A 24504-nucleotide genomic window follows, 5' to 3' on the forward strand; every position below is an offset into this window, starting at 1 on the left:
TACACAAAAATGAAAATTCAATTACTATACAATTGTATATTTATAAATATGGCATAAGCTTATGAATGCGCCACTTGTTCAAGATTACGATAGTTCCGAAGAAAGAATTAATGTCTGGAGCCATGGAATTGGTGCCGTACTTGCCTGTATTGCTGCAGCTCTTATGATCTACAAAGGTAGTTATTTAAGTACTGGTCAATGGATGGGTCTGTGGGTTTATGGATTTAGCATGATCTTACTTTTTACAGGATCAACGCTTTACCATCTGGCAAAAACACCAGAGAAACGTTTTTGGTATAAAAAATTAGACCATACCGCAATTTATTATTTAATCGCGGGAACATATACACCCTATCTTGCGATTGCGATACCCACAGATAAAGCCAAATATTTATTAGTCGCACTTTGGGTAATTGCACTTATTGGAACACTATTCAAGTTAGTTTTCATTCATCGTTTCCAGAAAATTTCACTCATTGCATATTTAATCATGGGTTGGCTTGCCGTACTGGTCATAGATGATATGCAGAAGTATCTCTCTAAAGATGCACTCACTTTTTTAATCATTGGTGGATTATCTTATACGATTGGTGCATTGTTTTATGCATTAAAAAGAGTAAGATACACACACGCTATCTGGCATATTTTTGTATTGATAGGCGCAGGATCACAATTTCTGTCTATCTATCTTTACGTGATTTAATCATCTCATTCTTCATTTCAGTGACCCTGAGCGAGTCGAATTGAGAAGGTTGCCGTTGTTTTTTTAAGAAATTACGTTTTTCGAAAAAAGATTACGCTTTTAAAACTAAGTTTTTTTAATTTTATTAAGTGTAAGGTTCCTAATGTCGTCTTCGAATACTGCTGCTACTCAGCAACCAACCAATTCAAAATTTCGTGTACTTACTGCAAGCTTAGTAGGTACAACAATCGAATTCTTCGATTTTTATATTTACGCAACTGCTGCTGTTATTATTTTTCCACATTTGTTCTTCCCTGCAAGTACAGATCCAATGACGGCAACCATTCAATCTCTTGCTACATTCGCCATTGCATTTATTGCCCGTCCTATTGGTGCCGCTTTATTTGGGCATTTAGGTGACCGTATTGGTCGTAAAGCAACACTTGTTGCTGCACTATTAACGATGGGTATTTCAACTGTTTGTATTGGTTTATTACCAACTTATGCTCAAATTGGTATTGTTGCCCCATTATTACTTGCTCTTTGCCGTTTAGGACAAGGTTTAGGTTTGGGTGGTGAATGGTCTGGTGCTGTACTTCTAGCAACAGAAAACGCACCTGAAGGTAAGCGCGCTTGGTACGGTATGTTCCCGCAACTAGGTGCACCTATTGGCTTTATTCTTGCAACAGGCTCATTTCTAACGCTTGGTCACTTCATGACTGAAGAAGCATTCATGCAATGGGGATGGCGTATTCCATTTATTTCAAGTGCTTTACTTGTAATTGTTGGCTTATGGATTCGTTTAAAACTTCATGAAACACCTGCTTTCCAAAAAGTTTTAGATAAACAAAAAGAAGTAAACGTTCCATTTGTTCAAGTATTTAAGAAACACTCTCGTATGCTTGTATTAGGCACAATTGCGGCTATTTGTACATTCGTTGTGTTCTATCTTACAACAGTATTTGCATTACAATGGGGTACAACACAACTAGGCTATAGCCGTGAAGAGTTCCTAAAACTTCAGTTAGTTGCAACTCTTTGCTTTGCTGCTTTCATTCCTCTTTCTGCTGTTTTTGCAGAAAAATTTGGTCGTAAAGCAACATCAATTGGCGTATGTGTTGTTTCTGCTATTTTTGGTATTTTCTTCGCAGACTTACTTGAATCTGGTAACACATTTGTTGTGTTCTTATTCTTATGTATTGGTCTTGCAATTATGGGCTTAACCTATGGTCCAATTGGGACTGTGTTATCTGAAATTTTCCCAACTTCAGTACGTTACACAGGTTCTGCACTTACCTTTAACTTAGCTGGTATCTTTGGTGCATCTTTTGCGCCGCTCATCGCAACTAAGCTTGCGACTGGCTATGGTTTATATGCTGTAGGTTATTACTTAACAGCAGCATCAATTCTTTCACTTATTGCATTCTTAATGATTCGTGAAACTAAAAATGATGATGTAAACAATCAAGTTTAATAAGCGTAAAACATCCTAAAAAAACCAGCACAATGTGCTGGTTTTTTTATCTATTCAACTTAATGCAATTCAATAATATCAATCGTTGGTGGCACTCTAAAACGAAATGGTACTCCCACCATACCTGTTCCCACCGTCACAAAAACATCGGCGTGCTCATGATGATAAAGCCCTTTTTTATGACCCAATATTGATACTTTTTTCATAATATAATCGGTCAACCACGGCAACTCTACTTGTCCACCATGCGTATGCCCTGAAAGCATTAATGGACGGGTTGGTAGTTTAGGTACCATATCTACCGTATCTGGGTTATGAGACAGAATAATCCATGGTTTATCTTGAGGTAAGTCGGGCATATAGCGCATATCCGTTTTACCTGCCCACAAGTCACCAACACCCAATAATCGAAACTCATCAAAATCTACAATTTGACCTTCAATATCTAACACATTGTTTTGTTCTAATGCATTCGCAAGTAAGGCTTGAATTGGTGGTCCTGGATACTGTTCATCATGATTACCACTCACAGAATAAACAGGTGCTTGAATACCTTTTAAAACAGCAAGCTCTTGTACCAATTTATTCTCTGGCTCATAAGTCCAATCCCCTGCAACAACTACTAAATCAGGTTGTTCATGGTTAATTTTATCGACTATCAGTTTTAACTGACGCTCATGACCTGAAAATAGTCCAATATGCAAATCTGCAATGAGTGCAATTTTTACAGGTTTCTTTAATGGCTGATCTGGATTAATTTGATATTGCGTTTTTTGAACTTTAATAAAAAATGGCTCAATAAAACGGGCATAAATTAAAATACCACTCACTAAAACAATAAAAATCGTTTCGTGAATTGAATAATATTCAAAAAAGCCTGCATATAGGCTAAAAATAAACACAGGAATAAGTAAATAAGATAAATAAAATGCAAGTAAGTGTACAAACGATTTAAATGGATGAATCGTTTCAGTATTTGATTGACTTACCCATGCCTGAGAAACGCCCCAAATCGCAAGCAGACCCATCACGATATAAAAATATATAATCATTGAACTTGGATCCCACATATTTATTCTCTACATTTGCTTGACGTTAATATTACGTCCTTATCTTTATCTTTTCACAGCTGGGAATTATACTCAAACCAAATTTTTTCTATTCTATTTTTATCTAGAACTACAAGGATTGTTCTCTTGCAAGATCAACAAAATATTCATCAATCGAATTCTAGCGCACTCGCCAAAATTCTACTTGTGAGTACACTTGTGATTGGTGTTCCTGCATGTTCAACACTTCCCAAACAAATTCCACAACCTATTCAACATGCATTTGATATCAATACATCAACAACATCACTTGCACAAATTATTGAACCGCTACGCGAAAAAAATCCAAATTTAACGGGTTATCATATTCTATACGACCCACTTGAAGCGCTTGCAGCACGTATCCATCTTATTGAACGTGCAGAAAAAACTTTAGATTTACAATACTATATTTGGGATAACGACAAAATAGGTGCCCTTGCATTACATGCAATTATACAAGCTGCCGATCGTGGCGTTAAAGTGCGTCTATTGGTAGATGATAATAATGCAAAGAAAATGGAAGGCATTTATCTCGCATTAGATCAACATCCTAACATTAGCGTTAAGCTTTACAATCCATATCGCTTCCGCCACTACCGTGCTATGGACATGGTATTAGATTTAAAACGTATTAATCGACGTATGCACAATAAGAGCTTTATTGTCGATAATCAACTTGCGCTCATTGGTGGGCGTAATATGAGTAATCAATACTATAATGTAAGTGATAAATACCAATTTGCTGATGTAGATGTCATTTTGGCAGGTACTGCTTCTGATGACATCATCCATTCTTTCGATGAATATTGGAATGATGACTACGCCTTTCCCGTTATCCAACTAGTCAATCCTAGACATTACACCCTGCGCTATGATGGTTTAAAGCAACAACTTGAAGAGCATTATCAGGAAGCAACTGTTCAAAATTATTTGAATTTAGCCTATCGATCTCAAGCATTTGAAGAGTGGTTGAATAATAATATTCAGTTCGATTGGGTGCGTGCAGAAGTTGTGAGTGATTCACCAAGTAAAATAAAATCTAAAGCATCAAAAGAAGAGCATTTAAACTTCCAACTACTTAAACACTTAGATCAGCCAGTAAAAAGTGTAGATATCATTTCTGCTTATTTTGTACCAGAAAAACAAGGCTCTGAAAAACTCAGTGAATTGGCAAATTCTGGCGTAGATGTTCGAATTTTAACAAACTCATTTCAAGCCAATGATGTCCCTGTTGTTCATTCATTTTACTCAAAATATCGACAAGAACTTTTAGAAAATCATGTTCAACTTTATGAGTTTCTACATGCACCATTACAAAATAACTTGTATGCAAATACAGAAGAGCTTTCTAAAAAAGCGAAAGTAAAACTCAAAGGCTTAAGTCGTTCAAGTTTACATGCCAAACTTATGACTATTGATGAGAAACAAGTTTTTATCGGTTCTTTTAACTTCGACCCACGCTCATCTTATTTAAATTCTGAAATTGGTGTTTTACTCAATAGTCCAACTTTAGCACGTACAGTTCATCAAACGATGAATTTAAACCTACCTAAATATGCCTATAAACTCGTTTTAGACTCAAAAAACAATATTAATTGGCAACTAAAAAAAGAAGATGGCTCTATCGAAACCTTACGTAAAGAACCCAAGTTAAAATGGTATAAAAAAGCAGCCTTGAAATTTGTTTCATGGCTGCCATTAGAAGGTTTTATGTAGTTATGAATTAGAGGGTGGAGATCTCAATACTTCTTTTTGTAATGTCGCCAATCCTTCAACCATTTTTTTCTGAACAAGTGCTGTTAAAGTATCAACTGTATGACCTTCTACCGAAATTGGAGCTAAAGCCATTAAGTGAGCTGTCACCTTCGGCATTTCAACCACCTTTTTCACATGCTCTGCAAAACTAGTATCACCAATAAAAGGCGCAACCATATCTTGTTCGCCGTTTTTATTTACATAGCAAATTACACAAGCTTGTACAGGACGTTGTGCTTCAATTGCAGCACCTAAAATTCGACCATGTACTTTTTTAATTCGCGTACCATCTGTTGTCGTTGCTTCAGGAAAAAACAAAACAGGAATATCCTGTTTTAAGAATTCAGCAATTTGCTCTCGGATACGAACAGAATCTCCTGATCCACGCTTAATAAATAATGTACCACCACCTTTAGCAAGTTTTCCAAGCAAGGGCCATTTTTCAATTTCAGCTTTTGCCAAAAAGAAAACACGTGCCCCAGAACCCAATACGGCGATATCTAACCATGACACATGATTACTCACCCACAATGCAGGTGTACGCGGAATTTCACCATGAACCTTCACTTCAATATTAAATTCACGACATAACTTTCTACAAAAATACTGTACATAGCGCGTATTTTTAGGATTATTTGAATCTTTGTATAAACCATAGCGGTAAACCAAATAAAACCCCTGAAGAACCGTGGCTGTACCTGTAATGAGCTTTTTGGAATAAAGAAAAAATTTAGAAATCGCGTTCATATTTAATATTTAAGTTATTAAAGTTGCAGGAGCAATAAAATGATCACACTAAACGTCATCATGATTTGACATTATCTTATACTTTTCATTGCCAACTTGCATTGATTATAAAAAGCGAACATAAAAATCATTTTTACCAATTTCAATTCAATATTCAAATCAAATAAACTAAATCAATCGAAATATTAAATCAAAAAGTGATTCTTATGAACTCTCAAGAAAATGATCAAACACAGAATACCATTCGCTACTCAACAGCACTACAAATGATCCTTGGTGGATGTATTTTATATTTTGGTACGATCATTACTTTTGCTCATCTTTTTGTTGCAGCGCTGTAATAAATAGCAAAGCACACCTTACAGATATACTCTAGAATATAACTTTATTATTTTCTAGAGATTCGGCTGAGTGATAGATTTAACGGAACATCAAGTTGGTGAACGAGTTATTCTTGTAAGCGTCATTGTACAAATGCTCAATGATCTTGATGCAGATGAATTTTTCCTTCTCGCAAAATCTGCGGGTGCCGAAATTTTAGAACACATACATGCACAGCGCATAAAACCAGATGCCAAACTTTTTATTGGCTCAGGCAAAGCAGAAGAAATTGCCCAACGTGTTCAAGAGTTAGATGCAAACCTGGTTATTTTTGATCATGCACTTACCCCTGCTCAAGCACGTAATTTAGAAAAAATTATGAAGTGTCGAGTTGTAGATAGAACCGAACTCATTCTCGATATTTTTGCACAGCGTGCACGCACCTACGAAGGTCGTTTACAAGTTGAACTTGCTCAGCTTCAACATCTTGCATCTCGGCTTATTCGTAGTCGAGGAGATTTAGATAGCCAAAAAGGTGGTATTGGTTTACGTGGTCCTGGGGAAACACTACTAGAAACAGACCGCCGATTACTGCAATTACGTATGGGGCAACTCAAAGCCAAAATTGCAAAGGTTAAACAAACTCGTCAGCAAGGTCGTTTAGCACGCCAAAAAGCAGCAATTCCAACCGTATCCTTGGTTGGATATACCAATGCAGGAAAATCTACACTTTTTAATATTTTAGCCAATAGTGATGTTTACGCAGCAGATCAACTTTTTGCCACACTAGACCCTACCTTACGTGCATTAGAATGGGATGGTATTGGTAAACTTGTACTCGCAGACACAGTTGGCTTTGTACGCAATCTATCTCACTCATTGGTCGACTCATTTAAAGCAACTCTTGAAGAAACTCTTGAAGCAACATTACTACTACATGTTATTGACTCAAGTAGCCCCGACATGTTGGAACAAATTGAAGCTGTTGAAAAAGTTTTAACAGAAATTGGCGCAGAAGTTCCAATTATTCGGGTATATAACAAAATTGACCAATCAAAAGAAGAAGCTAAAATTATTTATGCAAAACCCCATTTACCCGATCGAGTTTATGTCTCTGCACATAGTGGAAAAGGTTTAAATTTACTCAAAAAAGCAGTCCATGAAGCCTTAATGGGGCAAATCCAAAGTTTTGAATTAACACTCAAACCTTCTTATGGAAAGTTACGTACTCAACTTTACTCCTTAAATGTAATTCAATCTGAACACTATGATGATGAAGGTAATTTACATCTTCATGTCATTATGTCACCACAAAAAATTGAACAGCTTATTAAACAAGCACATTTACCAATTGATGAAATATTAGGCGAAAAAGCAAAAGTTTTTCAAAGACAGTTAGAAGAGTTTGAAATTCAGGACAAAATCGATTAAAACTTGATTAGTAACGGATTGAAAGAAAAATAAAATGGAATTTTTTAAAGGTATTGATTGGAGTGCATGGGTTGGAACCATATTACTCATTGTAGGATTTCGTGAATCTGCACTTTGGATTACGACACAATTCAATCATCCTGAGCTCGGGAATTTGGTCGGTCTTCTCAGCTTACTTAGTGCGCTGTTCTTATGGCGTACATTTGGAAAACTTCCAATTCGTCTGGTCGATACCAACAATAAAATTATGAAAGAAAGCGCATTTGCATTTCTTCCTATTAGTGCTGGCTCTTTACTCATGATGATGCACATGGGTGAGAAAATTCCTGCTTTTTTACTTATTTTATTTATAAGTACCTTAATTCCCCTATGGGTTTACGCAAAAATGGCCAAGCGTTGGTTATAGGAGAATAAAAATGATTGGAATTATTTACGCTTTTATTATTACATTTGTAGCCTATATGCTTGCTAAACCTTGTAATAAAAAACTTCCACAAATACCGGTTATTGTTTTTGGTATGTTCTTTATCATGGGATTACTGTTCCTTTTCGGACTGCCCTATGAAGAATATATGAAAAATGCAAACCCAATTTTCAACAACCTACTGGGTTACGTAACTGTTGCTCTTGCAATTCCTTTAGCAGCAATGCGTTACGATGATTTACCTCTCAAAAGCATTTTAGGTATTTTGCTATTTGCAAGCTTCAGTGCCGTTGCTCTTCCTATGGGACTTGCTTATCTATTACACATAGCAAGCCCAGATCTTATGGCTTTTGCAACACGAGCTGTCACAACACCTATCGCAATTAATATCGCGACTCTTTTACAAGCACCAATTAGCTTAGTCATTCTTATTGTTATTTTATCCGGTGTTATTGGCGCAGCATTTTCGCCCCTTATTTTACGTAACATTAATGATGAACGAGCGTCTGGACTTGCTTTAGGGCTTGCAGCGCATGCCATTGGAACGGCTCAAGCATGGCAACGAGGAAGTATTGCTGGTCGTTATGCAGCATTCGGTATGGCTGTAAATGCAGTATTTACAGCAGTCTGGCTACCTACCTTTATCCTTTTTTTACAAAGTAGTTAAACCTTAATTAATTTAAACTATTGTTTTATATTAAGATAAAACATATTATAAATATATTAACTTTCACGTGAAAAAGGATTATTAAATGAAAGTACTTCTACTTGCGACTTCACTTATATTATCTACAATTGGGAGTGCTGCATTTGCTGAAGATATCTCAGGAATATGGAAAAATATTGATGACAAAACAGGCTCATCTAAAGCCATTCTCGATATTCGTAAAGAAAAAAATGGCTCATATACGGCAAAAATTATAAAAATTACGCCACGCCCTGGCTATAACGCAAAAGAAACCTGTGTTAAATGTCCTGCTCCTTATACAAACCAACCTATTTTAGGTATGGATATTTTAAAAGGATTACAACATACAGGTAAGGGTGTATATGCAAACGGAAAAATTATCGATCCTCTTTCTGGAAATATTTACAGCACTAAAGCCAAATTAAGTAGCAATGGTAACCGCTTAACATTAAGAGGATACGTTGGTGTTTCTGCTTTAGGTCGAAGCCAAACATGGTTAAGAGTTGATTAAACTAAAAAGCCACTTTTAAAAGTGGCTTTTACCAAAAAAATAATACAAATCATTTAATAAAAAATGTTTTTTTAAATTTTAAGCGCTTAAATATTATAGTTTTATGTATTGACTAAATAATAAGCAATACGCTATTTTTGTAACTACAAAACAATAAATATCTTCTATCAAAAGGAATCTGATATGAAAATTATGTTCGTTCTAGCAAGTGCATTTGGGGTGTTTTTCAGTGCTCATACTTTTGCCAATGACATCACAGGAAAATGGTTACAAATTGATGATAAAACGGGGACTTCAAAAGCAATTATTGAAATTCGTAAAGATAACAACAATAGCTATATCGCTAAAATTGTAAAAGTTACACCGCGTCCTGGTTATACGCCTCAGGAAAAGTGTAAAAATTGCCCAGAACCTTATACCAACCAACCCATCTTAGGGATGGATGTACTAAAAGGCTTAAAGTTTATCTCTGAAAATAACTATGACAATGGCAAAATAATCGACCCTCTTACAGGTAAAATATATAGTGCCAAAGCAAAGCTTAACCCAACAGGAAAGCGCTTAACTTTACGTGGTTATATTGGTATATCAGCAATTGGACGTAGTCAAACGTGGATACGCCAAGAATAATTTAGCTAATAAAAAACCACGCTCATGCGTGGTTTTTTTTTATTTTTACAAATATTCTTCGCCAGTAATATACAAATATGCACCTAAAGGTCCCGACACAGCATTAGAAAAGTTACTTTTAATTGAATTCGCTAAATCACCCTCAAACACTTTTGTACCTTGATGAGTTAACTTTGAGCGTGCATCAATATAAATTTTCCCGCCAATATTTTCCCATAAATAACAAAAACCATAATCTTCTGATAAATAACGCTTAGACTCAGGATGAACCATCACATCAAAAAATCTGTAATGTAAGCCCTTATTCTCAAAACCATGTGAGTCACTAACATAGGCTAATTCTGGATATTCAGCCATCATTTTTTCAAATACAGAACGCTTAATTACCATAAAGCCTGTTGGTACTTCACTAATTTCAATAAAACCATGTTCATTGACATTAATATCAATTTGATTTGTACCTAGGGTAACAGAAGCATTAATTGGATATTTTTGATAGTGATTTCTAAAAGATTCTTGTGTCATTTTCTCAGGCAAACCATCTTTTGGCCATTCTTCTTGTTTTAAAGGATAGACCCCTGCTACAACATCATAATCAGACATTAATAAGCGAAATGCTGTATCTGGTTCAAAACCAATATCCGAATCAATCCAAAATAAATGCGTCCACTCCTTATTTTCTAGAAACATGGCCACAGCATTATTCCTCGCACGAGTAATTAAGCTTTCGCCACGCATTAAATAATATTGAGTCGGCATTCCTATTCTTGCAGCATGTGCCTGTAAATTTAATAAAGAACTCACATAATTATGAAAATATTTACCATCATGGCTAGGTGTCACAATTAACGGATAGATTTTTTGCAAATCTTCTACTTTTAACATTTCTATAATCCAATTATTTAATGATTATTATTTAATTTTTTTGATTTGATATGACACCATCCGAAAATGGCGTCTTTTCTTATTTTAAAACACTGGGTTATTAACAGCAAACTTCTTTTGATCTTCTAGTCGATATGCAACCAATTGATTACCCCAAACACAGCCACCATCAATATTTTGAATACAATCACTGATTGTTTTTGCTTCTAATGCAGCCCAATGACCAAAAATAATTTGATGTGTTTTTGCAGTTTTAGATTCAAACTTAAACCAAGGCTTAAAACCTTTTGGCATTGTTTCATCTAAGCTTTCTTTAAAGCTAAATTCTAAACGCCCTCCTGCGTCTGTTAAGCGCATGCGAGTTAAATAATTTGTGATACAGCGTAATCGAGCATAGCCTTCTAATTCATCAGACCAAAGATCTGGTTTTTTACCATACATCTGTTTTAAAAAATCATCTAAGACATTTAAGTCATCGTGAGCAATTACAGCTTCTACTTCTTTTGCTAACGTTGAAGCTTGCTCAGCAGTCCAAATACTTGGAATACCTGCATGGGTCAAAACAGTTTGATTATTAGGAAATAAACACAAAGGCTGTTTACGTAACCAATCAATTAAGTCATCACTTTCTAAAGCATGAATAACATCATCAATATTATCTTTAGGATTAATCTCTTTAATACCACGTGCCACGGCAAGCAGGTTGAGATCATGATTCCCTAAAACGGTTGCCGCTACACCACGATCGACCAATTTCTTAATAAATCGAATAGCACCAATCGAATTTTCACCACGTGCAACCAAATCACCTGCAAACCAAAGAAAATCTTGATCTACATCGAATTGAATTTCTTTTAGCAGTGCTTTCAGGGCTTCAAAGCAGCCCTGAACATCACCAATCACATAATTATATCGAACGTTTGCACGAGACATTTATGCATCTACCATTTGATCTGCAAGTGCTACAAACTGAGCAAGTGTTAAAGTTTCAGGACGCGCCATCGGATCAACTCCTGCTTTCTCAAAGCCATCTTCAACCAACATACCTTTTAAGCTGTTACGCAAAGTTTTACGTCGCTGTGTAAACACATGTGAAACCAAGCGCGCCAAAGCTTTTTCATTACTAGCAACAATTGGTTTTTCATCATACGGCTCTAAACGGAATACTGCAGATGTTACTTTTGGTGGAGGATTAAAAGATCCTGGGGGTACTTCAAACAAGAATGTTGGTTTACAGTAATACTGAATCATTACCGATAAACGACCATATTCTTTAGTATTTGGTGATGCCGTAATACGATCTACAACTTCTTTTTGAAGCATGAAGTGCATGTCTTTAACTTTGTCGCCAAAACTTAAGAGATGAAATAATAATGGCGTAGAAATATTATACGGCAAGTTACCCACTACACGTAAAGGACGACCATCTGCAAATAATTCAGTGAAGTCATACTTTAACGCATCTGTTTCAACAATGGTTAAACGCTCAGGATGTGGTACACGACCTGGTAAGCCTGCTGCCAAATCACGGTCAAGCTCAATTACAGTCAACGCATCGCACTCACCAATTAACGGTGATGTTAATGCTGCAAGACCAGGACCAATTTCAACAATATTCTCGCCTTCACGCGGGTTTACCGAGCGTACAATTTTGGCAATTACACGTTGGTCATGTAAGAAGTTTTGCCCAAAACGCTTCCGCGTATGATGCCCTTCATCTTTTGGGTTTAAGGCATTAATTTGATACATAAAAAATTTTCCAACGTGAAACTAAGCAAATAAATCAATGATGTGCAAGATCAAGTGCTAAGTCTACAGCTACATGTAAGCTTGAACTTTTTGCTTGTCCTGTACCTGCTAGGGAGAGCGCAGTACCATGATCTACAGATGTACGAATAAATGGTAAACCTAAAGTAATATTAATAGCTTCACCAAATCCTTGAGATTTTAACACAGGTAGACCTTGATCGTGATACATCGCTAAAACTGCATCTGCATCTTTTAAATTTTCTGGGGTAAATAAAGTATCGGCAGGCAGACTTAAGCTCATCTGAATACCTTTTTTACGATAGGTTTCAAGTACAGGATTAATTACTTCGATCTCTTCCATACCCAAATAACCATCTTCACCTGCATGTGGATTTAAACCACAAACTAAAATATTAGGCTGTTCTATCTTAAATTTTGTTTTTAAATCGTGAATTAGAATATCAATTACTTGATGCAATCGTTCTTTTGTAATGGCATCAGGAACATCACGTAAGGCTAAATGTGTTGTAGCAAGTGCAACACGTAAAGACTTTGTTGCAAGCATCATCACTACACGCGGAACACCTGCATATTCTTGGTAAAACTCTGTATGCCCACTAAAGTGGATACCTGCATCATTAATAATAGATTTTTGTACAGGTGCAGTTGCAACCCCTACACTCTTTCCATTCATTGCATATTCAGCAGAACGCCTCAATTGTTCAAGAACATATACCGCATTTTTTGCATTTAATTGGCCTGAATGAACGGTCTCATTTAAAGGCACATGCTCCACATACAACTGACCTTTAGATGACGCTTCTGTTTGCCCTTCATATTCAATAAATCGAATAGAATAATTTAGTTCTTTTGCACGATCTTTAAGAAGGGTTAAATCGGCTAAAATAACTATAGGTCTTTCATCTTCACGATTTGCCAAACTCAAGCAAATATCTGGGCCAATACCAGCAGGTTCACCACTCGTCACATAAAGAGGAAGCATTGACCTTAATCTCACTTTTAAGATGGAAATAAATATTATTATACATCTTCAACAAGATCACATAAAACAGCCTATAACCATTTGAAAGTATTAATTTAAAAAATTCAAACAAATTAATATTTTTTGACGTTTACCTTAATTACAAAATAGCAAAGATTATTCTTTGCACTAAATTATATTTAGTAATAGAATACAGCGCTTGAAATTCTATTTTTCATTTGTGATTCTTCACGTAATCGTTTAGAATCGCGTCTCCTTTAGTTTGGACAGATTCCATAGTCCAAACCAACTATAATAGGTAGTGGTTTAATGAAAACTCTCAGCGCTAAGCCAGCTGAAGTTCAACACGACTGGTACGTTGTTGATGCTTCTGGCAAAACTTTAGGTCGCCTTGCGACTGAAATCGCTCGTCGTTTACGCGGTAAGCATAAAACTTCTTATACTCCTCACGTTGATACAGGCGATTATATCGTTGTAATTAATGCTGAAGAAATTCAAGTGACTGGTAAAAAAGCGCTTGATAAGAAATACTATCGCCATACTGGTTTCCCTGGTGGTATCCGTGAGACTAACTTTGAAAAGTTAATCGCTCACAAACCTGAAGCAGTTTTAGAAAAAGCTGTTAAAGGTATGTTACCAAAAGGTCCTCTTGGTTATGCAATGATCAAAAAAATGAAAGTGTACGCTGGTACTGAGCATCCACATACTGCTCAACAGCCACAAGTTTTGGACATCTAAGGGATACAGCACATGGCTACTAACTATGGTACAGGTCGCCGTAAGACCGCAACTGCACGTGTTTTCCTATCAGCTGGTACTGGTAAACTCGTAATTAACAACCGTTCTTTAGAACAATACTTCGGTCGTGAGACTGCTCGTATGGTTGTTAACCAACCTCTTGAGCTTTTAGAAGCTACAACTAAATATGACCTTTACATCACTGTTGCTGGTGGTGGTATTGGTGGTCAAGCAGGCGCTATCCGTCACGGTATTACTCGTGCGTTAATCGCTTCTGACGAAACTTTAAAACCTGCTCTTCGTCAAGCTGGTTTCGTTACTCGTGATGCTCGTGAAGTTGAACGTAAGAAACTTGGTTTACGTAAAGCTCGTAAACGTCCTCAATTCTCTAAACGTTAATTCGTTTACCGAATCGGACAAAAAAGCCTTGGATTTTCCAAGGCTTTTTTTATTACTTTAAATATTTCAGAACTCCAAACTTTTTAGTAAATGTAATTCTTTTAACAGCTTCGTGATTTTATAGCTTATTTTTAGTATCCTATCTGATTCATTTTATATTGCTGTGAAATATGTCAGTCGAAGCTACAACACTCCAAGGAATTACGCTATATAGTCATGCAAATGACTTTCGCTCCCATTGGATTCGTTATGTTCTTGCTGAAAAACAAATTAAGCACCACCTCATTATTGTTGAAGATGATGACGAAGATGTCGCAAGCCTAAACCCTTATAATCAACTTCCCATGCTCATTGAAAATGATTTAAAGCTTTTTAATACAAACATCATTTCTGAGTATTTAGATGATCGATATAGACAAAATAAACTTTATGCCGATGCACCCATGCCCCGAGCTGAGCAACGTCAATATATTTGGCGCTTTGAACAAGACTGGTTAATGCTTGCGGATAAAATGTTATGTCACCCAGATAGTTTCAATAAAGAAGAAAGTCTTCAAGCACAAAAACAACTTAAAGATACACTAATTTCACTTACACCATTATTTCAGCATTATCCTTATTTTATGTCTGAAACATTTTCAATTTTAGATTGCATGCTTGCTCCCATTTTCTTACGTCTACCATCAATGGGAATTCATTTACCACCACAGCATTGCAGACCAATTTTGCTTTATATACAACGTATTTTTAGTCGTCCTGCATTTATAAAGTCACTGACTTTGCAGGAAAAAAATCATTATCGTGAATTATTGAAAAATATTTAGGTCATATTATGTCTGAATTAGAATTAAGCCCTACTCGCCCATATCTTACTCGTGCAATGTACGAATGGATTTGTGATAACAACTTAACACCATATTTACTCGTTGATGCAACTCAGCCTAATACACTTGTACCAGAACAATTTATTCAAGATGGTCAAATTGTATTAAATACAGCACCACATGCTGTACATGCACTAAACATGAGTAATGAGGCAATTAGCTTCTCAGCACGTTTTGGTGGTGTATCACGTGACTTATATATTCCTTTTCAAGCATTAATGGGCATATATGCTAAAGAAAATGGTCAAGGATTGTTTTTTGATGCAAGTGAATATGATCATATCAATAATAATCAAGATGCTTTAAAATCAAACCCGAGCGAAGAAAATAAACCAACAAAGAAAAAACCAAGTCTAAGACTTTTAGATTAATAATGGGGTGTGTTAATGGCTTTCGATTTAGTCCAATACTTTAATGATCAATTAAAATTTCAAAAACCATTGCTTTTGAACAGCTATGATCATGAATTACGTGACAAATACATACAAGAAATTAATGCACTCACCTTAGGTTCAATCGTTACACTTTGGCGTGAAAATGATGAACTTCAATTTAAGAAATTAAATGCATTAGATGATTCTTATATTATTGGAATTACAGAGAACCTAATATCTGCTCGTAATAATCAATCAAAACTTAAATCTCATGAATTTAAAACTGCAATAATAGAAGTGCTTCAGTTTCAACTTGAAGAAATTTTACAGCTTGAAACAACAGGTAACTTTGGACAAAAAGGTCTAAAAGAACTCCTCCTAGGACAAATTGAATACCTTTCAGGTCATGCAGATAATTGGGTTTGGTTAACAAATGGGCTATTAGAGCTTAAAGATTCCAAACCTACTCATCAAGAAGATATATCATTAGATTCATCAATACAGGAGTTTAATCAAATGGTTCAACAACACTCTCACCACGATGATGTTCAAGTTACAACAGAAAATACAGTACCAACTTGGTCTAAAATTTTAGAACCAGTTGTTGCTATTGTTATTCTTTGGATTCTGGCTCAAGCACTATGTCGTGTCTTTGCCTAAGTATACTCTTTTCTCTAAGGCCACTTTATTGTGGTCTTTTTTTATACAATAAAAACAACTAAATTACAAATAATTACAATTGTATTTATATCATCATCCTATTTATTATTTCATTGATAGAAATACAAAAACATATTTAAAATACCAATTAGTTCTCAAGTCCATTGACCAAAACTATCATAAAATTCAATCCCATTTTTATCCTTTCAATGAACAACATAAATAAGACATTGATCTTTCAAACTTATTCTTTATAAATAGAATTCTACTTAACGAGTTTAATTCTAAAAGTAGCAATATTACTTAAAAAAAGAGAGAAGAAAACATGGCTAAAATATCATTAGAATCACTATCAAGTATCGACGGATTTTATGCCGCTGCACTAGTAGATGGCGAAAGTGGACTTGCATTAGCAACACAAGGGGGGGGAGATATTGATTTAGAATTAGCTGCAGCAGGTAACACCGAGGTTGTTCGATCAAAACGACGTGTAGCACAAGCTCTAAACTTAAATGACTCTATCGAAGACATCCTTATCACCCTAGGCAAACAATATCATTTAATTCGACCACTAGTGAATAATGAAAATGTATTTCTTTATTTAGTGCTCGACCGTTCAAAAGCAAACTTAGCAATGGCTCGTCACGAACTTAAAAGTTATGAAAAAGGCTTAGATTTTGCTTAAGTTAAAACATAAAAGCCCCTTATAAAAAATCTATAAGGGGCTTTTCTTTCCCCTACTATTTTTTATTAAAGGTGGAAAATCATGAAATTACGAGTATACAACGACCTAAACTTTATTTTTTTTACACCTGAAAGTTATCTAAAACTTTTTAATTTATTTAAATTACAATCTATGCAAACACCAAATCAAATTAAGCCAATATTAAATTCAAGTTTAGATATACCCAATAATATAAAGTTTGAAGCTCATAAACATGACATTGAAAGAATTTCCAATTTTTTCGATGATTTATACAGAACACATAAAGATAGCAAGCTACATCTATACGATAGCTTGGGTACTCTAGCTGTTATTCAGCTTGAAAAAAATCAAGCTTGGATAAACCCTGCACGTATCAACACAAAAACTGATTTCAACTTTAATTGTGAAATTGCAACGACAGATGCTCTCTCAAAAGTAGACCGTAAACAAACATTCATTTTAAATGATTGGATTTGGAATTTATTTTGGAATAGTGAAGAACTAGCCATTGCATTATGTCCTGAAGATGGACATTTCAAAATAAACTATTGGCCAAAACCAACTGATCCTATCCATAAAAAAGTTATCTTCCAGCTTGCAGCATGCTTCATTCAAGGTGGGAAAATATCAACTATTGCGACTCAATTAAATATCTCCACAACATTAGTAAGACGATTTATTGGTGCAAACATTACAATCAATAATGTAGAAAAAATCAATATTTGGGACAAGCATTACACTCCACCTATTCAGAATGATCAAAATGAAGAAGTAGGTTTTATAAAGGACTTCTTTAGTAGTTTGAGAAAAAAATTACGCTTATAAATTAAGGAGCCTGTATGATTATCCAACAATATAAAATTGTTTTCGCTGGAACTATGGGAGCTGGCAAAACTGAAGCAATTCGATCTTTATCTGAAATCCCTATCCTTGTAACAGAAGCCTTTAATACAGATCAAGAAAGCCATTCAAAACTCCAAACAACCGTTGGAATTGATTATGGTGAAGTAACTCTCGATGATGGTTTAGTTATTGGACTATATGGTACACCAGGACAAGAACGATTCGATTTTATTTGGTCTGTAATATGCAAAGGTGCGATTGGTGCAATTATACTTATTGATCATACTTTAGAAAATTCTATTGAAGAGCTAGAACACTATCTTGAGGTTTTTCAAGAATATACAGAATATATTGCTATTGGTATTACACATACAGATGAAGACCTTGATAAATCCACATACATGTATCAAGAATGGCTTGCTAAAAATGATCTTTACCACCCCTTATTTATGATTGATGCACGTAAAAAAGATGATGTAAAACTATTATTGGAGGCATTAATAACCTCAATCGAAATTAATTACAATATTACTGCTTAATTGGAGAGATCACATGTTTGCACTTAAAAAAGAAAGAAAAACTCCAGAGCATATTATTCAAAATGCAAAAAATGAAATTCAATATATCTTCCATAATGTTAGTGGTGTTAATTTCATTATGATTTGTTCAACTGACGGCTTTGAACTTGTAACACTTTATAAAAAAAATTCTTTTAATCACACAAAATTAGCCGCGGTAAGTAGTTCATTACATGCAATGGTCAGTGCACTTATGACAGAATTGCAGCTTATTGAGTGTCAATCGATTACTTTAGATGCTGAAAATGGAAAAGCCATTCTTACCTCAGTACCAAGTAAACAAAATCCTATGATCATTGTCGTCTTAGCAGAAAAGGATATTCTACTAGGACAACTTTTACATGCATTAAAAAAAGCAAGCTTAACCATATCAAAATTTGAATAACCTACTCATCCTCCCCATTACCCATAAAAAAACACCCCCTTAGGCATTAAGCTAAGGGGGTGTTTTGAATTAATGAGCTGGCGATGACTTACTCTCACATGGGTAACCCCACACTACCATCAGCGCTAAGAGGTTTCACTTCTGAGTTCGGGAAGGGATCAGGTGGTTCACTCTTGCTATTGTCGCCAGCACAACTGTTTATGGACTTATTCGGGTCTTATTTACATCAAATGATGTATGCCTTACTTCGTACCAAATAGAATTCATTAACAGATTATTTGAGTTAAAGTATAAGTTCTAGCGTATTCTGAATCAAGATCAGTCAGTGTTGACTGTTTGGTTTTGAATCGATTTCAGCTTTATACAACAACTGTTTGGGTGTTGTATAGTCAAGCCTCACGAGCAATTAGTATTGGTCAGCTTCACATATCACTATGCTTCCACATCCAACCTATCAACGTCGTAGTCTTCAACGGCTCTTTAGAGGAATAAATTCCTAGGGAAATCTTATCTTGAGGTAGGCTTCCCGCTTAGATGCTTTCAGCGGTTATCCCTTCCGAACATAGCTACCCGGCGATGCGACTGGCGTCACAACCGGTACACCAGAGGTTCGTCCACTCTGGTCCTCTCGTACTAGGAGCAGATCCTCTCAAATTTCCAACGCCCACGGTAGATAGGGACCGAACTGTCTCACGACGTTCTAAACCCAGCTCGCGTACCTCTTTAAATGGCGAACAGCCATACCCTTGGGACCTGCTTCAGCCCCAGGATGAGATGAGCCGACATCGAGGTGCCAAACACCGCCGTCGATATGAACTCTTGGGCGGTATCAGCCTGTTATCCCCAGAGTACCTTTTATCCGTTGAGCGATGGCCCTTCCATACAGAACCACCGGATCACTAAGACCTACTTTCGTACCTGCTCGACTTGTGGGTCTCGCAGTTAAGCGCGCTTTTGCCTTTATACTCTACGCGTGATTTCCGACCACGCTGAGCGCACCTTCGTACTCCTCCGTTACTCTTTAGGAGGAGACCGCCCCAGTCAAACTACCCACCAGACATGGTCCTCGCTCCAGATTATGGAGCAGAGTTAGAACCTCAATATTACCAGGGTGGTATTTCAAGATTGGCTCCACCGAAACTAGCGTCTCGGTTTCAAAGCCTCCCACCTATCCTACACAAGTAAGATCAAAGTTCAATGTCAAGCTGCAGTAAAGGTTCACGGGGTCTTTCCGTCTAGCCGCGGGTACACCGCATCTTCACGGCGAATTCGATTTCACTGAGTCTCTGCTGGAGACAGCGCCCCCATCATTATGCCATTCGTGCAGGTCGGAACTTACCCGACAAGGAATTTCGCTACCTTAGGACCGTTATAGTTACGGCCGCCGTTTACTGGGGCTTCGATCAAGAGCTTCGCTTACGCTAACCCCATCAATTAACCTTCCAGCACCGGGCAGGCATCACACCCTATACGTCCACTTTCGTGTTTGCAGAGTGCTATGTTTTTAATAAACAGTTGCAGGGGCCTGGTTTCTGTGGCTGTCAATAGCTCAGGAAGCAAGTTCCATCACCGTCAACAGCGTACCTTCTCCCGAAGTTACGGTACCATTTTGCCTAGTTCCTTCAGCAGAGTTCTCTCAAGCGCTTTGGTCTACTCGACCTGACCACCTGTGTCGGTTTCGGGTACGATTCCAGTGTAACTGAAGCTTAGAGACTTTTCCTGGAAGTATGGTATCAGCCACTTCGCTAGTAAACTAGCTTGCTATCAGATCTCAGCATAGAGCACCCCGGATTTGCCTAAGATGCATGCCTACTTCCTTCCACCTGGACAACCAACGCCAGGCTGACTTAACCTTCTCCGTCCTCTCATCGCATTACACTGAAGTATTGGAATATTAACCAATTTCCCATCGACTACGCCTCTCGGCCTCGCCTTAGGGGTCGACTCACCCAGCCCCGATTAACGTTGGACTGGAACCCTTGGTCTTTCAGCGTGCGAGTTTTTCACTCGCATTGTCGTTACTCACGTCAGCATTCGCACTTCTGATACCTCCAGCATGCTTCTCAACACACCTTCATCGGCTTACAGAACGCTCCCCTACCACTTGCAATAAATTGCAAATCCGCAGCTTCGGCATATAGTTTTAGCCCCGTTACATCTTCCGCGCAGGCCGACTCGACTAGTGAGCTATTACGCTTTCTTTAAAGGGTGGCTGCTTCTAAGCCAACCTCCTAGCTGTCTATGCCTTCCCACATCGTTTCCCACTTAACTATAATTTTGGGGCCTTAGCTGGCGGTCTGGATTGTTTTCCTCTTGACTACGGACGTTAGCACCCGCAGTCTGTCTCCCGGATAGTACTCATTGGTATTCGGAGTTTGCATCGGTTTGGTAAGTCGGGATGACCCCCTAGCCGAAACAGTGCTCTACCCCCAATGGTATTCGTCCGAGGCGCTACCTAAATAGCTTTCGGGGAGAACCAGCTATCACCGAGTTTGATTAGCCTTTCACCCCTATCCACAAGTCATCCCCTGGCTTTTCAACGACAGTGGGTTCGGTCCTCCAGTTAGTGTTACCCAACCTTCAACCTGCTCATGGATAGATCACCCGGTTTCGGGTCTATACCCAGCAACTAAACGCCCTATTAAGACTCGATTTCTCTACGGCTCCCCTATACGGTTAACCTCGCTACTGAATATAAGTCGCTGACCCATTATACAAAAGGTACGCAGTCACCGAACAAGTCGGCTCCCACTGCTTGTATGCATGCGGTTTCAGGATCTATTTCACTCCCCTCACAGGGGTTCTTTTCGCCTTTCCCTCACGGTACTGGTTCACTATCGGTCAGTCAGGAGTATTTAGCCTTGGAGGATGGTCCCCCCATATTCAGACAAGGTTTCACGTGCCTCGCCCTACTCGACATCATCATATAAGCCCTTTCGTGTACAGGACTATCACCCACTATGGTTGCACTTCCCAGAGCATTCCACTAGAACTTATATGACTTAATGGGCTGTTCCCCGTTCGCTCGCCGCTACTGAGGGAATCTCAATTGATTTCTTTTCCTAAGGGTACTGAGATGTTTCACTTCCCCTCGTTCGCCTCATAAACCTATGTATTCAGTTTATGATACCTACCTTATGGTAAGTGGGTTTCCCCATTCAGAAATCTCCGGATCACAGGATATTTGCCGCCTCCCCGGAGCTTATCGCAGGCTATTACGTCTTTCATCGCCTCTGACTGCCAAGGCATCCACCACATGCACTTAATTACTTGACTATACAACCCCAAACAGTCGTTAACCCTTACAAGTTAGGTTAGCAACAGAGCTTGTCTTACGACTTGCTCATACAGTTGGCGTCTTGTGCATTTAAGCACCGTACAGCTTCAATTAGATTCATATACCAAAACGCTTGATTCAGTTAATTTCGCTAGTACTCATTCTTTCTTTCGATTGAATGAGCATGAACAAATTATTTCAACTCAAATATATTCTGTTAATGATTAATCTAGCCTTCGTCAGGTCTAGACGCTGTGATAAATCACAGAACTTAATAAACAAGATCTTCGATCTCTTTTACTAAATTCTATAATCTAGCAACTTATCTTAATGTATGGTGGAGACTAGGAGAGTCGAACTCCTGACCTCCTGCGTGCAAAGCAGGCGCTCTACCAACTAAGCTAAGTCCCCAGCTTATCATATAGATTCGATGTCTCTGTGTTCTGTACTAATTGCTTAGGTAATCAGATTTGGTGGGTCTGACAAGACTTGAACTTGTGACCCCACGCTTATCAAGCGTGTGCTCTAACCAACTGAGCTACAGACCCTCAGATACATCTTCATGAAGAACAACTTGTTGTGGATTCTTACCAATCGTCAATCTTTCGTTAAGGAGGTGATCCAGCCGCAGGTTCCCCTACGGCTACCTTGTTACGACTTCACCCCAGTCGTCGGCCACACCGTGGTAAGCGTCCTCCTTGCGGTTAGACTACCTACTTCTGGTGCAACAAACTCCCATGGTGTGACGGGCGGTGTGTACAAGGCCCGGGAACGTATTCACCGCGGCATTCTGATCCGCGATTACTAGCGATTCCGACTTCACGCAGTCGAGTTGCAGACTGCGATCCGGACTACGATCGGCTTTTTGAGATTAGCATCCTCTCGCGAGGTAGCAACCCTTTGTACCGACCATTGTAGCACGTGTGTAGCCCTGGTCGTAAGGGCCATGATGACTTGACGTCGTCCCCGCCTTCCTCCAGTTTGTCACTGGCAGTATCCTTAAAGTTCCCACCCGAAGTGCTGGCAAATAAGGAAAAGGGTTGCGCTCGTTGCGGGACTTAACCCAACATCTCACGACACGAGCTGACGACAGCCATGCAGCACCTGTATGTAAGCTCCCGAAGGCACCAATCCATCTCTGGAAAGTTCTTACTATGTCAAGACCAGGTAAGGTTCTTCGCGTTGCATCGAATTAAACCACATGCTCCACCGCTTGTGCGGGCCCCCGTCAATTCATTTGAGTTTTAGTCTTGCGACCGTACTCCCCAGGCGGTCTACTTATCGCGTTAGCTGCGCCACTAAAGCCTCAAAGGCCCCAACGGCTAGTAGACATCGTTTACGGCATGGACTACCAGGGTATCTAATCCTGTTTGCTCCCCATGCTTTCGTACCTCAGCGTCAGTATTAGGCCAGATGGCTGCCTTCGCCATCGGTATTCCTCCAGATCTCTACGCATTTCACCGCTACACCTGGAATTCTACCATCCTCTCCCATACTCTAGCTTCCCAGTATCGAATGCAATTCCTAAGTTAAGCTCAGGGATTTCACATCCGACTTAAAAAGCCGCCTACGTACGCTTTACGCCCAGTAAATCCGATTAACGCTCGCACCCTCTGTATTACCGCGGCTGCTGGCACAGAGTTAGCCGGTGCTTATTCTGCGAGTAACGTCCAAGCATCTAGAGTATTAATCTAGAGCTCCTCCTCCTCGCTTAAAGTGCTTTACAACCAAAAGGCCTTCTTCACACACGCGGCATGGCTGGATCAGGGTTCCCCCCATTGTCCAATATTCCCCACTGCTGCCTCCCGTAGGAGTCTGGGCCGTGTCTCAGTCCCAGTGTGGCGGATCATCCTCTCAGACCCGCTACAGATCGTCGCCTTGGTAGGCCTTTACCCCACCAACTAGCTAATCTGACTTAGGCTCATCTATTAGCGCAAGGTCCGAAGATCCCCTGCTTTCCCCCGTAGGGCGTATGCGGTATTAGCAGCCGTTTCCAACTGTTGTCCCCCACTAATAGGCAGATTCCTAAGCATTACTCACCCGTCCGCCGCTAGAAATCAGTAGCAAGCTACCTATTCCCGCTCGACTTGCATGTGTTAAGCCTGCCGCCAGCGTTCAATCTGAGCCATGATCAAACTCTTCAGTTTAAAATCAGTAGTACCTTTAAAGGGTACCAATCTTGGCTCATCAATTTTCTGACAAATATTTCTCAAATAAACTTCGAGTAATTTCTACCATTAAATCAATGAAAATAATTTCGATTGATCAA

Annotated in this window: 24 protein-coding genes, 2 tRNA genes and 3 rRNA genes; 18 read left to right on the forward strand and 11 right to left on the reverse strand. The window is 38.2% G+C overall.

The window, feature by feature from the left end; genetic code table 11:
* Nucleotides 1-61 precede the first annotated feature (61 nt).
* Together trhA and AC5YC8_RS12450 are read left to right on the forward strand one after the other, a co-directional pair.
* Nucleotides 62-703 carry a PAQR family membrane homeostasis protein TrhA gene (gene trhA, locus AC5YC8_RS12445; RefSeq protein WP_496164739.1) on the forward strand — a complete coding sequence of 214 codons (642 nt, stop codon included), beginning with the start codon at nt 62-64 and terminating at the stop codon, nt 701-703.
* A gap of 142 nt (nt 704-845) precedes the next feature.
* On the forward strand, nt 846-2156 hold the full coding sequence (locus tag AC5YC8_RS12450) for an MFS transporter (protein ID WP_496119834.1): 1311 nt from the start codon (nt 846-848) through the stop codon (nt 2154-2156).
* A gap of 59 nt (nt 2157-2215) precedes the next feature.
* On the opposite strand, the gene AC5YC8_RS12455 is transcribed toward AC5YC8_RS12450, so the two are convergent.
* A complete protein-coding gene (locus tag AC5YC8_RS12455) occupies nt 2216-3226 on the reverse strand; it encodes a metallophosphoesterase (protein WP_496119836.1) in 1011 nt (336 codons plus the stop codon).
* A gap of 126 nt (nt 3227-3352) precedes the next feature.
* Here AC5YC8_RS12455 and AC5YC8_RS12460 point away from each other — a divergent pair, with 126 nt between their 5' ends.
* Complete coding sequence (locus AC5YC8_RS12460) at nt 3353-4963, forward strand: phospholipase D family protein (RefSeq protein WP_496119838.1); 1611 nt, start codon at nt 3353-3355, stop codon at nt 4961-4963.
* On the opposite strand, the gene AC5YC8_RS12465 is transcribed toward AC5YC8_RS12460, so the two are convergent.
* A complete protein-coding gene (locus AC5YC8_RS12465) occupies nt 4964-5749 on the reverse strand; it encodes a lysophospholipid acyltransferase family protein (RefSeq protein WP_496164740.1) in 786 nt (261 codons plus the stop codon). It abuts the gene before it with no gap.
* Between the two features lie 206 nt (nt 5750-5955).
* Between AC5YC8_RS12465 and AC5YC8_RS12470 the strand changes: the two genes are divergently transcribed.
* The 6 genes from AC5YC8_RS12470 to AC5YC8_RS12495 all read left to right on the forward strand — a co-directional run bounded on the left by AC5YC8_RS12470 (nt 5956) and on the right by AC5YC8_RS12495 (nt 9754).
* A complete protein-coding gene (locus tag AC5YC8_RS12470; RefSeq protein ID WP_496119842.1) occupies nt 5956-6090 on the forward strand; it encodes a hypothetical protein in 135 nt (44 codons plus the stop codon).
* Nucleotides 6091-6160: 70 nt separating this feature from the next.
* Nucleotides 6161-7501, forward strand: coding sequence for a ribosome rescue GTPase HflX (hflX, locus tag AC5YC8_RS12475; RefSeq protein ID WP_496164741.1), 1341 nt, complete (start codon nt 6161-6163; stop codon nt 7499-7501).
* Between the two features lie 34 nt (nt 7502-7535).
* Complete coding sequence (locus AC5YC8_RS12480) at nt 7536-7907, forward strand: hypothetical protein (RefSeq protein ID WP_496119846.1); 372 nt, start codon at nt 7536-7538, stop codon at nt 7905-7907.
* 10 nt (nt 7908-7917) lie between these two features.
* On the forward strand, nt 7918-8592 hold the full coding sequence (locus tag AC5YC8_RS12485; protein WP_496119848.1) for an LrgB family protein: 675 nt from the start codon (nt 7918-7920) through the stop codon (nt 8590-8592).
* Between the two features lie 85 nt (nt 8593-8677).
* Entirely contained in the window at nt 8678-9124 is a 447-nt protein-coding gene (locus AC5YC8_RS12490) for a DUF2147 domain-containing protein (protein ID WP_496119850.1), read from the forward strand.
* 183 nt (nt 9125-9307) lie between these two features.
* Entirely contained in the window at nt 9308-9754 is a 447-nt protein-coding gene (locus AC5YC8_RS12495; protein ID WP_496164742.1) for a DUF2147 domain-containing protein, read from the forward strand.
* Between the two features lie 45 nt (nt 9755-9799).
* On the opposite strand, the gene AC5YC8_RS12500 is transcribed toward AC5YC8_RS12495, so the two are convergent.
* From AC5YC8_RS12500 to pdxA, 4 genes are all read right to left on the reverse strand, one after another.
* Nucleotides 9800-10639 (reverse strand): hypothetical protein, encoded by an 840-nt coding sequence (locus AC5YC8_RS12500; RefSeq protein WP_496164743.1) that lies wholly within the window; start codon nt 10637-10639, stop codon nt 9800-9802.
* 84 nt (nt 10640-10723) lie between these two features.
* The gene (locus AC5YC8_RS12505) at nt 10724-11572 is read right to left on the reverse strand and encodes a symmetrical bis(5'-nucleosyl)-tetraphosphatase (RefSeq protein WP_496164744.1); all 849 of its coding nucleotides are present in this window, start codon (nt 11570-11572) and stop codon (nt 10724-10726) included.
* Nucleotides 11573-12388, reverse strand: a complete 816-nt coding sequence (gene rsmA, locus AC5YC8_RS12510) for a 16S rRNA (adenine(1518)-N(6)/adenine(1519)-N(6))-dimethyltransferase RsmA (RefSeq protein ID WP_496119858.1) — start codon at nt 12386-12388, stop codon at nt 11573-11575. It lies immediately after the preceding gene.
* Between the two features lie 34 nt (nt 12389-12422).
* Nucleotides 12423-13391, reverse strand: a complete 969-nt coding sequence (gene pdxA, locus AC5YC8_RS12515; RefSeq protein ID WP_496164745.1) for a 4-hydroxythreonine-4-phosphate dehydrogenase PdxA — start codon at nt 13389-13391, stop codon at nt 12423-12425.
* 309 nt (nt 13392-13700) lie between these two features.
* On the opposite strand from pdxA, the gene rplM reads away from it, so the two are divergent.
* The 9 genes from rplM to AC5YC8_RS12560 all read left to right on the forward strand — a co-directional run bounded on the left by rplM (nt 13701) and on the right by AC5YC8_RS12560 (nt 18958).
* Nucleotides 13701-14129 (forward strand): 50S ribosomal protein L13, encoded by a 429-nt coding sequence (gene rplM, locus AC5YC8_RS12520; RefSeq protein ID WP_067763379.1) that lies wholly within the window; start codon nt 13701-13703, stop codon nt 14127-14129.
* Nucleotides 14130-14141: 12 nt separating this feature from the next.
* Nucleotides 14142-14528, forward strand: a complete 387-nt coding sequence (gene rpsI, locus AC5YC8_RS12525; RefSeq protein ID WP_106986570.1) for a 30S ribosomal protein S9 — start codon at nt 14142-14144, stop codon at nt 14526-14528.
* Nucleotides 14529-14698: 170 nt separating this feature from the next.
* A complete protein-coding gene (locus AC5YC8_RS12530) occupies nt 14699-15352 on the forward strand; it encodes a glutathione S-transferase N-terminal domain-containing protein (RefSeq protein WP_496164746.1) in 654 nt (217 codons plus the stop codon).
* An 8-nt stretch (nt 15353-15360) separates the two neighbouring features.
* Nucleotides 15361-15783 (forward strand): ClpXP protease specificity-enhancing factor, encoded by a 423-nt coding sequence (locus tag AC5YC8_RS12535; protein ID WP_496164747.1) that lies wholly within the window; start codon nt 15361-15363, stop codon nt 15781-15783.
* 15 nt (nt 15784-15798) lie between these two features.
* Entirely contained in the window at nt 15799-16446 is a 648-nt protein-coding gene (locus AC5YC8_RS12540; protein WP_496164748.1) for a hypothetical protein, read from the forward strand.
* Between the two features lie 325 nt (nt 16447-16771).
* On the forward strand, nt 16772-17131 hold the full coding sequence (locus AC5YC8_RS12545) for a roadblock/LC7 domain-containing protein (RefSeq protein WP_496119867.1): 360 nt from the start codon (nt 16772-16774) through the stop codon (nt 17129-17131).
* 171 nt (nt 17132-17302) lie between these two features.
* Nucleotides 17303-17977, forward strand: coding sequence for a hypothetical protein (locus AC5YC8_RS12550; protein WP_496164749.1), 675 nt, complete (start codon nt 17303-17305; stop codon nt 17975-17977).
* A 14-nt stretch (nt 17978-17991) separates the two neighbouring features.
* Nucleotides 17992-18534 carry a GTP-binding protein gene (locus AC5YC8_RS12555; RefSeq protein ID WP_496164750.1) on the forward strand — a complete coding sequence of 181 codons (543 nt, stop codon included), beginning with the start codon at nt 17992-17994 and terminating at the stop codon, nt 18532-18534.
* A gap of 13 nt (nt 18535-18547) precedes the next feature.
* Complete coding sequence (locus tag AC5YC8_RS12560) at nt 18548-18958, forward strand: roadblock/LC7 domain-containing protein (protein WP_496119873.1); 411 nt, start codon at nt 18548-18550, stop codon at nt 18956-18958.
* 75 nt (nt 18959-19033) lie between these two features.
* Here the strand turns inward: AC5YC8_RS12560 and rrf are convergent.
* The 5 genes from rrf to AC5YC8_RS12585 form a co-directional block, all read right to left on the reverse strand.
* A 5S ribosomal RNA gene (gene rrf, locus AC5YC8_RS12565) occupies nt 19034-19148 on the reverse strand.
* Nucleotides 19149-19343: 195 nt separating this feature from the next.
* Nucleotides 19344-22234: ribosomal RNA gene (locus tag AC5YC8_RS12570) — 23S ribosomal RNA — on the reverse strand.
* A gap of 336 nt (nt 22235-22570) precedes the next feature.
* A tRNA-Ala gene (locus AC5YC8_RS12575) sits at nt 22571-22646 on the reverse strand.
* Nucleotides 22647-22706: 60 nt separating this feature from the next.
* Nucleotides 22707-22783, reverse strand: a tRNA-Ile gene (locus AC5YC8_RS12580).
* A 61-nt stretch (nt 22784-22844) separates the two neighbouring features.
* Nucleotides 22845-24382 (reverse strand): 16S ribosomal RNA (locus tag AC5YC8_RS12585).
* Together the 16S, 23S and 5S rRNA genes with 2 tRNA genes alongside form the textbook arrangement of a ribosomal RNA operon.
* Nucleotides 24383-24504 lie beyond the last annotated feature (122 nt).

This window comes from Acinetobacter sp. FY731, from assembly GCF_059515905.1.